General features: G+C 47.7%; 10 protein-coding genes. All 10 read left to right on the plus strand.

The window, feature by feature from the left end; all coding sequences use genetic code 11:
- The first annotated feature begins 1 nt into the window (after position 1).
- Positions 2-1,471 carry a bifunctional methyltransferase/pyrophosphohydrolase YabN gene (gene yabN / locus B9A22_RS19010; RefSeq protein WP_084577519.1) on the plus strand — a complete coding sequence of 490 codons (1,470 nt, stop codon included), beginning with the start codon at positions 2-4 and terminating at the stop codon, positions 1,469-1,471.
- A 95-nt stretch (positions 1,472-1,566) separates the two neighbouring features.
- Complete coding sequence (locus B9A22_RS19015) at positions 1,567-1,842, plus strand: HU family DNA-binding protein (protein ID WP_084577520.1); 276 nt, start codon at positions 1,567-1,569, stop codon at positions 1,840-1,842.
- A 148-nt stretch (positions 1,843-1,990) separates the two neighbouring features.
- A complete protein-coding gene (locus tag B9A22_RS19020) occupies positions 1,991-2,686 on the plus strand; it encodes a response regulator (RefSeq protein WP_084577521.1) in 696 nt (231 codons plus the stop codon).
- Between the two features lie 227 nt (positions 2,687-2,913).
- Positions 2,914-3,669, plus strand: coding sequence for a phosphate ABC transporter ATP-binding protein PstB (gene pstB, locus B9A22_RS19025; RefSeq protein ID WP_084577522.1), 756 nt, complete (start codon positions 2,914-2,916; stop codon positions 3,667-3,669).
- A gap of 19 nt (positions 3,670-3,688) precedes the next feature.
- Entirely contained in the window at positions 3,689-4,345 is a 657-nt protein-coding gene (phoU, locus tag B9A22_RS19030; RefSeq protein WP_084577523.1) for a phosphate signaling complex protein PhoU, read from the plus strand.
- Positions 4,346-4,544: 199 nt separating this feature from the next.
- Complete coding sequence (locus B9A22_RS19035) at positions 4,545-7,031, plus strand: winged helix-turn-helix domain-containing protein (protein WP_084577524.1); 2,487 nt, start codon at positions 4,545-4,547, stop codon at positions 7,029-7,031.
- Positions 7,032-7,125: 94 nt separating this feature from the next.
- Positions 7,126-7,356: a DUF2442 domain-containing protein gene (locus tag B9A22_RS19040; protein ID WP_084577525.1), complete on the plus strand. Its 231-nt coding sequence runs from the start codon at positions 7,126-7,128 to the stop codon at positions 7,354-7,356.
- A 174-nt stretch (positions 7,357-7,530) separates the two neighbouring features.
- Positions 7,531-7,890, plus strand: coding sequence for a DUF5684 domain-containing protein (locus B9A22_RS19045; protein ID WP_084577526.1), 360 nt, complete (start codon positions 7,531-7,533; stop codon positions 7,888-7,890).
- A 26-nt stretch (positions 7,891-7,916) separates the two neighbouring features.
- Entirely contained in the window at positions 7,917-9,671 is a 1,755-nt protein-coding gene (locus B9A22_RS19050) for a ShlB/FhaC/HecB family hemolysin secretion/activation protein (protein WP_084577527.1), read from the plus strand.
- Between the two features lie 84 nt (positions 9,672-9,755).
- On the plus strand, positions 9,756-12,749 hold a 2,994-nt coding region (locus B9A22_RS25585; protein WP_176215602.1), incomplete at its 3' end, for a two-partner secretion domain-containing protein.

Below are 12,749 nucleotides of genomic sequence, written 5' to 3' on the forward strand. Positions count from 1 at the left end.
TATGGGAATAACTATTGCTGGGCTTGGTCCTGGCAGCTTTAAACACATGACGCTGGAGACATGGGAGCTTTTGTCAGGCACTGGCACCTTGATTTTACGTACGGCTAAACATCCATGTGTAACAGTACTGAAAGAACGCGGGGTTGTCTTTACTAGCTTTGACCATCTGTATGAGGAGGCTGAGGACTTTGCCAGCCTTTATCAACAAATAGCCAATGAAGTCATCCAGTTGGCCAGGCAGGGGGAGTCAATTGTCTATGCCGTACCTGGAAGTCCGTTAGTGGCAGAAAAAACAGTTGAACTCATCAGTGCACAGGCGAGAGCAGCTGAGGTCCCTCTTACTATCATCCCCGCCATGAGTTTTCTGGAAGTGCTATATACACGGCTTGGAGTTGACCCCATTACTGGCCTGACAATTATTGATGCTGCTGATTTGGTCACATTGCCGCCTGATCTTGTTACCGGTCTCATTGTTACCCAGGTATACAGCCGTCAGGTGGCGTCAGAAACCAAGCTGGCACTTATGGATTACTATGGTGATGAATATCAGGTCACTGTTGTCCGCAATCTAGGCTTGCCTGATGAGAAGATAGAAAAGATTATGCTATTTGAGCTTGACCGCCTGCCTGTTATCGATCATCTTACCAGTGTCTATGTGCCGCCACGTCCCGCGCGGAGCAAGGTTTTCTCCCTTGATCCTATTGTTGATGTCATGGCGCGTTTGCGGTCGCCAGGAGGTTGTGTATGGGATATTGAGCAGACCCATCTTAGTCTGCGCCGTTACATTGTTGAGGAAGTGTACGAAGTGCTTGAGGCCATTGAGTTGGCTGATGGTGTCAAATTATGTGAAGAGCTTGGCGATTTACTGCTCCAAATCGTGTTCCATGCCCGTGTCGCCGAAGAGAGCGGCGGTTTTACCATGCAGGATGTTGTCGATACTGTTACTGAAAAAATGGTACGCCGTCATCCCCATGTGTTTGGTGAAATAACAGTGCGTGATGCGGCTGAAGTTGTCGTTAACTGGGAACAGATTAAAAAGCGGGAAAAACCCGGAGAGCGGCCAAGGGTGCTTGACGGCATCCCAGTAGGCTTGCCTAGCTTAATGACTGCTTACAAGCTGCAGGCCAAAGCGGCTAAGGTGGGGTTTGACTGGTCTGAGATTGGCCCGGTGTGGGACAAGATTACTGAAGAATTGGCTGAAGTTCGGGAGGCAGCCGCAGCGCCTGAAGCCGAGCGTGGCCAGAAAACTGAGGATGAACTCGGAGACGTGCTGTTTGCTGTGGTCAATTTGGCGCGGTTCATGGGGGTTGATCCTGAGACTGCCTTAAACCGTACCAACAATAAGTTTAGACGTCGGTTTAGCCATATTGAGACCCGGCTGAGCGAGCAGGGCAAGAGCTGGGAGAGCATGGATTTAGCCGGACTTGATGAATTATGGAAGGAAGCCAAGGAAAAAGAAGCAGGAGAATGAGTTTTTTTGCCATTTTTTTTAATATCAGCAGGAATAAAAAGTTACGTAGCGAATAAAGCTAATCGTAATCGATTTACGTTAGGGGGAGCAAGATTGTGAATAAAACTGACCTTGTCAAAGCAGTAGCTCAAAAGGCCGACATGACTCAGAAAGATGCTGAAAAGGCTATTAATGCAGTATTTGCCGCTATCGAGGAAGCTTTAGCCAACGATGATAAAGTACAAATAATCGGATTTGGTACTTTTGAAGTAAAAACCCGCGAAGAGCGCAAAGGGCGCAATCCACAGACTGGCAACGAGATTACCATCCCGGCTTCAAAGAATCCGGTATTCAAAGCAGGCAAAGGCCTGAAAGACACCGTAAACGGCTAATTGCACAATGGACAAGACTACCACAAAACCAGGTTATATACCTGGTTTTTGTTTAAATACCCACCCCTTATTTCCTACCGCCAGTACTAGTGCGGTAGTGGCATAGTAACCGCAGCTTTTCAAAGCAGTTAATGAGGAGAGAAGTTTTATGACAGGCAAGATACTAATTGTTGATGATGAACTAAACATTCGCGAACTCATAAAATTTAACTTGGAGAAGGCGGGTTATAAAGTTCTTGAGTCAGACGACGGGCAGGCGGCGGTAAACATCGCCAAAACCAACCGTCCTGATCTTGTCGTCCTTGATCTTATGCTTCCAGGCATGGACGGCCTTGAAGTATGCCGAGTGCTAAAAAACTCCCGGGAGACAGCGGCTATCCCTATTATTATGCTCACTGCCAAAAATGAAGAAATTGATAAAGTAATTGGTCTTGAATTGGGTGCAGATGATTATCTGACCAAGCCGTTTAGTCCGCGGGAACTCTTGGCCAGGATTAAAGCTGTGCTAAGGCGCAGCCAAAAGGATAGTTCAGCTGGTGGAGAATTAACAGTCGGCAAACTCAAACTTAACTTTAGTCGCTATGAGGCCTATTTAGGCTCGGTAAAACTAGAACTGACGCCTAAGGAATATGAGATGCTTAAGCTGTTTATCACCAACACAGGCAAGGTATTTACCCGTGAACAGCTTCTTGAAAAGGTATGGGGCTATGAGTACTTTGGTGACACTAGGACGGTAGACGTACATGTGCGGCATTTGCGAGTCAAGTTGTCGCACGACAATGATATTGCCGAATCCATTGAAACAGTACGTGGTGTCGGGTATCGGTTCCGCGATTCAGAATAAGATAAGAGCGAGATTGTGCAGCAATCTCGCTCTTATCTTTGCCCTGTAGGAAAGTATAACTTTCCGTCTGGATAAGGGCAACATCGACTTCCACTGTCGCCAAGGATCGGCGCAAGCCGTGTTTTCTTTAGAGTAAGTTTCTAAAAAAATTAACAAGATATTAACATTCGCGGTGCTGTTTTTATGTTATATTGCTTATGAGAAACTACAGGAGGCTAGACTAGCTTATGAATGCTAAAATTCAAGTAAATAAACTTAAGTTATATTATGGAGATGTCCTGGCCCTGAAAAAAATCTCTATAGATATTGCAGAAAACAGTGTCTTAGCCCTTATTGGTCCGTCTGGCTGTGGTAAATCCACCTTTTTAAAGACGCTAAATCGCATGAATGACTTGATTGACAGTGTCAAAATTGAGGGTGAGGTATTACTTGACGGCGAAAATATATATCACCCTAAAATTGATACAGTAATGCTGAGAAAGCGGGTCGGGATGGTTTTTCAGCGCCCTAATCCGTTCCCGATGTCGATTTATGATAATATTGCTTACGGTCCGCGCATTCACGGGTTAACTAAGAGGTCGCTTCTTGATGAAATTGTGGAAAAGAGCCTTACAGGTTCAGCTCTCTGGGGCGAAGTAAAAGACCGGCTGCATTCCTCGGCTATGGGCTTATCAGGTGGTCAGCAGCAGCGGCTATGTATTGCCAGGCTGCTGGCAGTAGATCCAGAAGTGCTGTTAATGGATGAGCCGTGTTCAGCACTTGACCCGATATCCACAATGAAGATTGAAGAATTGGTTACAGAGCTTAAATCAAGTTATACTATTGTCATGGTAACCCATAATATGCAACAGGCAGCCAGGGTATCAGACTACACCGGTTTTTTTCTAAACGGGGATTTAGTAGAATATGATAAAACTGATGCCATCTTTACCCGCCCGCAGGATAAACGGACCGAAGACTATATTACCGGCCGCTTCGGTTAGGCTTAGGAGGATTTGCACGATGACAATGAGACATAGTTACGATCAGGAATTGGAACATCTGCGCCAAAGCCTGCTGGATATGGGAAAAGCAGTAGGGGGCGCGATTGAGGATGCAGTAATCTCACTGGCCAGGCAAGATCTAGAATTAGCCCGCAGGGTTATGGATTTTGATGACCAAATTGACCAAATGGAAGTTGATATTGAAGATAAGTGTATGGTGCTAATCGCCAGACAGCAGCCGATAGCCCGCGATCTCAGGATTATTGGCACAGGGCTTAAAATAACGACAGATTTAGAGCGGATGGGAGACCATGCCTATGATATTGCCAAAATCACGCTAAGCATGGCTAATCAGCCGCTGATTAAACCTCTTGTCGATATCCCGCGCATGGCGCAAATGTCCCAGAGAATGCTCAAAGACGCGTTGGAAGCCTATACTGCTTTAGATATTCCCCTTGCTGAACAGGTGTGTTTAAACGATGATGAGGTTGACCACATTTACCATCAGGTGTTTCGCGAACTGCTAACCTACATGATGGAAGACCCTAAGACCATTACCCAGGCAACTCAGCTAATTTTTGTAGCCCGCTACCTGGAACGGATTGCCGACCACGCCACCAATATCGCCGAATGGACCATCTACTTGGTCACAGGGCAGCGCCGGAGAAAGAAATAGTAAGGCAGCAACGCATAATAAAAATCTTGCCAAATTCTGTATGAATCTGGCAGGATTTTTTTCATTGTATAGTAAATATTGTACAAATATGTAAAAGTGAAAATTTGTGATGGTGAACTAAAGACTATCCCCAAAATATATTCTTTGCGGATAGCCTTGGATTGCCATAAACTATGAATATTGCTCAGGAGGCGCTTTCATGTCTATAAACGATGCCAGGACAATCTATATGCGCAAACCGGTGAATCAAGCCCTGAATAAAATATGGGAATATCCGTTGACTGTGGTGGAAGCGCCGATGGGTTATGGTAAAACGACTGCGGTGAAGGAGTATTTAAAGAGAAGTCGCGCTGAGGTGTTGTGGCAAACATTATTGGATGAGTCAGCGACCGTTTTTTGGAAGAGGCTTAGCCGTCTGTTCAGAAAGTTTGATCCAGCTGCCGCAGATAGTCTTGCAGGAGTGGGGGTTCCCAGCAACAGCGTATTTTTGGAAGAGGCTATCCGCATTGTCGAGGGGATAAAGTTTCCGGCAAGAACGGTCATTGTATTTGATGATTACCATTTGGTGTCGTCTCAAGATGTTGACCAATTTGTTGAATTTCTTGTCAAGTCCGAGATTCCCAATCTACATATCGTGATCGTATCTCGCAGTGTTTTTGGCGAGAACACGAGCGAGCTTGTCCTCAAAGGGTATTGCTGGGTTATCAACAAGAGCTATTTTGTGCTTTCGCGGGAAGAGATCGTCGAGTATTGCAGGCTGTGCGGAGTAAAGCTCAACCCAGAAGAAGTGGAGTTTTTGGTCTCCTATACTGAAGGTTGGATCAGCGCGGTATATCTTTGTTTACTGGGTTTTCTGCAGGACGGACGGATTGAGCATCAGGTCAGTCTGTATGAGTTGATAGAAAAGGTTGTCTATCGGCGGGTTTCAGCAGAAGCCCGCGAATTTTTGCTGAATATCTGCATTTTTGACAACTTTACCTTGGAGCAGGCCGAATACATGTGGCGCAAGGACAATGTCGAGACGCTGCTGCGACAACTAGCGGCAAACAATGCCTTCATCCGGTATGAGCAAGCCACTAGAACGTATTATATACATAATATCTTCTCAAGTTACCTGCGACGAATTTTTGATCGGCAGGGTTTAGACAGGAAGCAGGCTGTTTGGAGTATGGCAGGGGAATGGCATGTAAGCGTCGGTGACTGTATCCATGCCCTGGATTACTTTTTTAAAGCCGACGATTTCGAAGATCTGTTAACCGCTATTGAAATTGATAGAGGCAATGGTATATGGAGTGAGCATAAAGAAAAACTAATCCGGTATTTCCACGATTGCCCCATGGATATAAAAAGAGGGCATCTGCAGGCCTGTCTGATCTATGCCATCAATCTATTTTCGTTTAATGAGATGGAGTTGTTCGCACAGCAGTGCGAAGAAATCGGTAGATACATCGAAGTTATGCCAGGTGAAAAGGAGCAGGAGAAGGACCAGCTTGCTGGAGAACTCGAACTTCTGTGTAGCTTTGCCAAGTATAATCACATAGCCGGGATGTCTGAGCATATCCAAAGGGCTGACAGCCTGATGAAAGGGCCATCGGAGTTCATGGATAGAAATAGTTCATGGACATTTGGTTCGCCGTCTGTAATGTATATGTTTTATCGTGAGAGCGGACATCTTGAACAGGAAGTACTTGATTTGAACGTGGCTATAACGCAGTATTGCCGGTTAACAGCCGGACATGGTTCCGGTGCGGATTCTATGATGCAGGCTGAGCGGTATTATCACATTGGCGATTTTGAGAATGCGGAAATCGCGGCACATAAAGCCCTATATATTGCCCGATCACAGGAACAAACGGCGATTGAGCTGTGCGCACTGTTTCTCCAATTGCGGCTGGCGGTTGTGAAGGGAGATGCAGTATATATGATGAGCAGCCTGCAGCAAACGAGGGAAGGAATTAAGCAACAGAAACTGTATCTGTATCTTCATACCTGGGATATGTGTGAAGGATTCATCTATTCATATCTCAATCAGGAGAAAAAAGTTCCTGCGTGGATTGTGAACGGTGATTTGCAGGATCGGTCAATCTATTTCCCCAGTTACGCTTTTTTCAATATTGTTTGGGGCAAGGTGCTGCTAATCGATGGTCAATACCTGAAGCTAATCGGTTTAGCCGAAAGGTTTATTGATATCGCAAGTATTTTCCCCAATTTGTTGGGCCAGGTATATACCTATATTTTTGAGGCAGCGGCCAAGTTTAAACTGAGGCGTCATGAGGACGCCCGGATAACGCTCAAAAAAGCTCTGGATATCGCAGCTCCCGATCAGGTTATGATGCCGTTTGTGGAAAATGGTGAGTATATTGTCGATATGCTTACCGAGCTGGAAAATAGCGGGCATTACCCAGAGTTGATTGGCAAGATACGCGAGATACTTCCGTCAATTGAAAAAAACAGGGAAACGATGTCGGCAAAATTTAGCAGCGGTGACAGCAAGCTGCCGCTCACCGAGAGGGAATGGACGATCGCTGAGCTTGTCGCAACAGGCTTGCCAAATCGGGCTATCGGACAGACATTGCATATAGCCGAAGTAACGGTGAAAAAAGCGTTGCAAAACATTTATGTAAAGTTGGGCGTTAGCAGCAGAACGGCTCTTGCCAAGATAATGATCGAGCACAAGACTGGTTGATGGAAAAGTGTATACTTTCGGATAGTATCACAAAAGGCTAATTCATTTTATTATTAAAATGAATTAGCCTTTTTGATTTCAGCGAGGTGATTTTATGGGGAAAATCACAGAAGTGATCCTCGGCGATGATTATTTAGTTACAGTTCGATTTGATAACAACCACTCGGTGACCATCAATATGAAAAAAAAACTGCATACAGCCCGGTTTTCTGAGCTGAGAGACAAGCAGGTGTTTAACGCGGCAAAAACCGACGGGAAATCGGTACATTGGCCAGGAGGAATATCCATCGCTATCAGCGAGATTATGGAGATCGTCATAAAGTAGACTTAGCTTCAGGTGGGGTTTTAACCCCATCTGAAGGTTAGTCGCCCTTATCCAGGGACTTATCCGCTCTTACTCCCGCTTGCAGAAGCGGGAGTCTTAGAGCGGGTTAGTCATCGGATAAAATGAGAACAGGAGACCGGTGTAAATGAATAATGGAAATATGGAGGGGAAATTATGGACATTGTTTTACCGTTGGTTATGTATATTGTCTTTTCTTACGCGTCGGGGAAGATTGGGGAAAAATTCCACGTCGGATCAATGGGGCAATACTTTATTCCTATTTACAGCCAGCTACTGCTCTGTAAATGCGCTCAAATTTCTCTGTGGTGGGTTCTCGGTATGTTCGTGCCGATTGTCAACCTGGCAGTTATTGTCTATATCTATGGTACGCTTGCACAACGGTTAGGAAAAAGTTTTTGGGTGAACGGCCTGGGATCCCTTATTTTTTGCATAACAGTTTTTATTATGGCCTGGGATGACTCAAAGCCGGTTAATGCACTGCCGCCTGCTCCGCCGACTGTGACCAGGGTATAAATTTATAGGTATTTTTTGTTACATAAATGAATGCTGGTATTACCCTTGTAAAGGAGAGGAAGTTAAAAATAATGGACAACAGAAGGCAACGCAAAAATAATCGGCCAATCAACCACTGCCTCACGGCTGGACTAGTCCTTTTTATGGCAACCGCGCCGCTCACCGCACTGGCGCTGGAAGGGCCTGACGCCGGCAAAACCCTCGAAGGGCTCAAAAAACCCGGACTGGCTCAACCGCAGAAAGACTATAAAGACATCGTTATCCAGCAGCCCCCGTTATCGGACAAGGCCGACAACACTACCCGCTTTCCTATTGACAAGTTCCGGCTGACTGGTGAAATTCCTATTCCTGAAAGCCAACTGCAAGCACTGCTGCAAGACTCGCTCAATCAGGAACTGACCTTGGCCGATCTCAACACACTGGCAGCTAAGATCAGCACTTACCTGCACAATCAGGGCTATATCGTAGCCGCCGCCTACATACCGGCTCAAACTATCCAGAATGGCATTGTCGAACTTAATATCATTCCCGGCAAATATGGAAAGATCATCGTTGAAGACAACAACGTCCTAGCTTCCACACAAGCCAAATCCCTTATAGCCTCATTAAAACCGGGTAACATCATCCGTAAACCAGACCTGGAACGTGCTTTGCTCCTCCTAAACGATCTGGCAGGTGTCCAAATAAAAGCTGTCCTCAGCCCGGGAATACAGTCCGGAACCAGTGACCTTACAATTGAAATCAACGCAAGTCGTGAAACTAACGGCGTTATCTACTTCGACAACTACGGCAACAAATTTACCGGCACCAACCGTCTGGGCGTAGCTGTCAACTTGAACAACCCCTTTCACCAAGGTGATACTCTGGCCTTCAGTGGCATAACCACCGGTTCTGGCCTCAATAATTATGGCCTGTCCTACCAACTGCCGCTGGGCGGCGGCTGGAACTGGGGTGTCAGCTACGCTCATACCCGCTATGCCTTAGGCAAAGATTTCGACAGCCTTGATGCCTCCGGTACCGCCGATACTACAGGTATATATATATCCTATCCCTTCCTGCGCTCTTATAACGCCAACATAAGCGGGCGCATCGGCTATGACCACAAAAAACTCGTCGACGACATTGGCGCAAGCGATACCCACACACCAAAACAGACCAACGCATTAAGCATTGGTCTAACCGGCAACTGGCAGGAAAAAGGCACTGCCTATACTGCCTACGACCTGACCTATACCAGCGGACAGCTGGGATTTGACAACAGTGTTGACAGTGACAATGACGCACTGACTGCCCAAAGCCAGGGCAGCTACCACAAAACCGTACTGAAACTGAACCGACGCCAATACCTAAGCAACCGTCTGAGCCTGGGTTTGTTCTTCACCGGGCAATATGCCGGGAAAAACCTCGATTCCTCAGAAAAACTCTCATTAGGCGGAGCCAACGGCGTACGTGCCTATCCGCAAGGCGAAGCCTGCGGTGACCAGGGCTACCAGTTTACCGGCGAATTCGACTGGCAGCTGCCGCTCAAAAACAGCAAAGACAATCTGGCACTGGCCTTGTTCTATGACCAAGGCAGCATTACCACCAACAAAAACCTGTGGAACGGTGTAACCGGCGATAATCACCGCACCTTGTCAGGCTTAGGCATGGGAATCATTCTGAATAGAGCTGAAGAATATTCCTTACGCATGGACTACGCCTGGAAGCTTTCTTCTGCAGCCGCCACCTCTGACACCGACAAGAATGGGCGTTTTTGGTTGCAAGCTTTGAAGTATTTTTAAGGAGAGTGAATCTGTCGAATGAGAAGGAAATGGCTGCGTACATGGCAGCGAAACGAACCCAGAGAGACAAGCTTATCCCCTGGTATGAGAAAAGCAATTTTGCTGACGGTACTGGCGGCGGGAATTTTCCTATTTCCAGTCACTGGTGCGAACGCCAGCCCGAGCGGTGGACAAATCGTCAGTGGTTCGGGACAAATCAGCCAGCAGGGCGGCAACTCCACAATTACGCAAACCACCGACAAACTTGGCATCAACTGGCAGAACTTCAACATCGCTAAGGGCGAAACCGTCAGGTTTATTCAACCAAGTGCTAACTCTGTCGCGTTAAACCGCGTCCTTGGCAGCGATGCCTCAGCTATTTACGGTACACTCAGCGCCAATGGCAAAGTGTTCCTTATCAACCCCAATGGCATCTTGTTTGCCCCCGGCTCCCAGGTCAACGTCGGCGGCATTGTGGCTTCCACTATGAACATGACCGACAGCGACTTTCAGGCTGGACGCTACAAACTGAGCGGCAACGGAAAAGGCTCGGTCATTAACCAAGGCACCATCACGGCAACTGACGGCGGCTATGTCGCCCTCTTAGGCACCCAGGCGAAAAACGAAGGCATCATTACTGCCAATCAAGGCACAGTCGTTCTCGCCGGCGGCAAAGCTGCCACCCTTGACTTCACCGGTGATGGACTCTTGAATTTGGCTATTGATCAAAAAGCACTGGCTGCCAGCGCAGCCAATAGCGGACTCATTCAAGTCAATGGCGGGCAAGTGGTGATGACCGCTGGTACAGCTAATACCCTGGCCGGTACTGTTGTCAACAATAGCGGCGTTATTAAAGCGCAAAGCGCTGTCAACAAAAACGGTGTCATCATCCTGGATGGTGGCCCAAACGGTACAGTGACAAACAGTGGTATACTGGACGTCAACGGCAGGAATGCCGGACAAACCGGCGGCACCATCAAAGTGCTTGGTGAAAAGGTCGAACTAACCGGTCAGGCTAAGCTTGACGCATCAGGCGAAGCCGGCGGCGGCACAATTCTTGTCGGCGGCAACTACCAGGGTAAAGGGACAGAACAAAACGCCATCACGACCAAAGTAGCTGCCGGGGTCAGTCTTAACGCTGACGCCATCACTAGTGGCAACGGCGGCAAGGTGGTGGTGTGGGCTGACGACACCACCACCTTCGCCGGTAAGATAACTGCCAGAGGGGGCTCAGTCAGCGGCGACGGCGGCATGGTCGAAACCTCGGGAAAAAACACTCTCAGTGTAAGTGGCGCGGTCAACGCCGGAGCTGTCAACGGCAAAGGCGGGAGTTGGCTGTTGGATCCGACTGACTATACCATTGATACGGCGGCGGCCAGCAGCCTTAAGATAGCTTTGGATGGTGGCACCAGTGTTACTGTGACCTCCAGTAGTCCTGGAGCAACAACTGGCAATGGCGACATCCACGTCAACTCGGCACTAAGCTGGACAGGCGGTGGTTCGCTGACTTTAAATGCTTCCAGAAATATCAACGTCAATGCCGCTATTACGGACGGTGGTGCAGGAAATCTGCTCTTTACGCCGGGCAGTGCGGGTAACCTGCTGGTCGGCAAGAATGGATCAGTCCGCCTGATAGGCGGCGGAAACCTGTTTATTTCTGGCAATCAATACACGCTGATTAACGATTTAGCGGGCTGGAATGGTATGGGGCTGTCCGGCTATTACGCCCTTAATACCGACATTGACGGTGTGACTGCTGTGAAAGGCACATCATCGAACCCTTTTCTCGGCGTACTTGAGGGGCTAGGGCATAAGGTCACAATTAACATTAATTCTGGCAGTGGTTATGTCGGTTTATTTGGCAGGACCGAAACCGGCGCTCTTTTGCGCAATGTTGGTGTTAGTGGGTCAATAAGCGGGACGGCTAACCGCGTCGGCGGCTTAATTGGGAGTAATTATGGAGGCAACATTATCAATTGCTACAGCACAGTTGGCCTGAACATGACCAATGCCACTGATATCGGCGGATTGGTTGGCAGGAATGCTGGGTTAGGCATTAATACCGGAGAGATTATCAACAGCTATAGCACAGGAACAGTGGCTTCGGCGAACTCAACGAATGCCGGCGGCTTGGTAGGGGCAAATTCCACTGGTGGCAGCATCAAGAACAGTTATAGCACGATCGCCATGAACAACGTACCAAGCTGTTATTATGTAGGTGGTTTGGTGGGGCATAACACTGGCACAGTTGATAATTCCTACAGCACGGGCGACGTGACAGGCGACATTTATGTCGGTGGCCTGGTGGGATATAGCTCAAATGCTATTCGGTATTCCTTCAGTACCGGAAAAGTGACCGGCAATCCCGCAGACAGTGGCGGCATAGCTGGAGAGTACGCATCGGGACCAGATCTAATCTCGAATTGTTTCTGGAACACGACCGTCAACGCTGGACTAAATGGTGTTGGTGAGGGGACTACTTCTGGCGCAATTGGTAAAACAGCAGATGAAATGAAGATGGCAGCTACTTTCGCATCCTGGGATCAAAGTGTGTGGAAATTCTACGATGGCAGCACCATCCCTTTGCTCAAGTCATTCTTACAGTCGGTAACGGTTACGGCTAATTCGACTAGCATGATCTATAACGGAACGATATATAACGGCAGCGCAGGAGTTACTTATTCATCGCCTGTTACACTTTCCGGCACACTGGCTTTTACCGGTGCAGACAAAAATGTGGGTACCTACACCATCACCCCCACTGGCTTGTATACTGATCAGCAAGGCTATGACATCCAGTTTAAAAGCGGTACCCTGACTGTGACTAAGGCCCCACTAACGGTAACCGCGAGTGGTTTAAATAAGGTCTACAATGGTCTGACTGACGCGAGTGTGACCTACGGAGGATGGATAAGCGGCGATACGTTGACTGCCAGCGGCGCAGCATCCTTTATTGACAAAAATGTGGGAACAGCTAAAACAGTCAATGTGAGTGGGATTGTCTTAAGTGGTGCAGATGCCGGGAACTATAACTTGCAGAACACAACAGCATCCACCACAGCTAATATTACTCCAGCGGACCTGACAGTCACGGCAATC

It is taken from the genome of Sporomusa malonica, from assembly GCF_900176355.1.
Lineage (GTDB): Bacteria > Bacillota > Negativicutes > Sporomusales > Sporomusaceae > Sporomusa > Sporomusa malonica.

What these genes read in the sequence shown, in the direction of transcription:
- yabN (WP_084577519.1), top strand. Translation starts at nt 2, where the DNA reads ATGGGAATAACTATTGCTGGGCTTGGTCCTGGCAGCTTTAAACACATG.
- B9A22_RS19020 (WP_084577521.1), top strand. Translation starts at nt 1,991, where the DNA reads ATGACAGGCAAGATACTAATTGTTGATGATGAACTAAACATTCGCGAA.
- pstB (WP_084577522.1), top strand. Translation starts at nt 2,914, where the DNA reads ATGAATGCTAAAATTCAAGTAAATAAACTTAAGTTATATTATGGAGAT.
- phoU (WP_084577523.1), top strand. Translation starts at nt 3,689, where the DNA reads ATGACAATGAGACATAGTTACGATCAGGAATTGGAACATCTGCGCCAA.
- B9A22_RS19035 (WP_084577524.1), top strand. Translation starts at nt 4,545, where the DNA reads ATGTCTATAAACGATGCCAGGACAATCTATATGCGCAAACCGGTGAAT.
- B9A22_RS19040 (WP_084577525.1), top strand. Translation starts at nt 7,126, where the DNA reads ATGGGGAAAATCACAGAAGTGATCCTCGGCGATGATTATTTAGTTACA.
- B9A22_RS19045 (WP_084577526.1), top strand. Translation starts at nt 7,531, where the DNA reads ATGGACATTGTTTTACCGTTGGTTATGTATATTGTCTTTTCTTACGCG.
- B9A22_RS19050 (WP_084577527.1), top strand. Translation starts at nt 7,917, where the DNA reads ATGAATGCTGGTATTACCCTTGTAAAGGAGAGGAAGTTAAAAATAATG.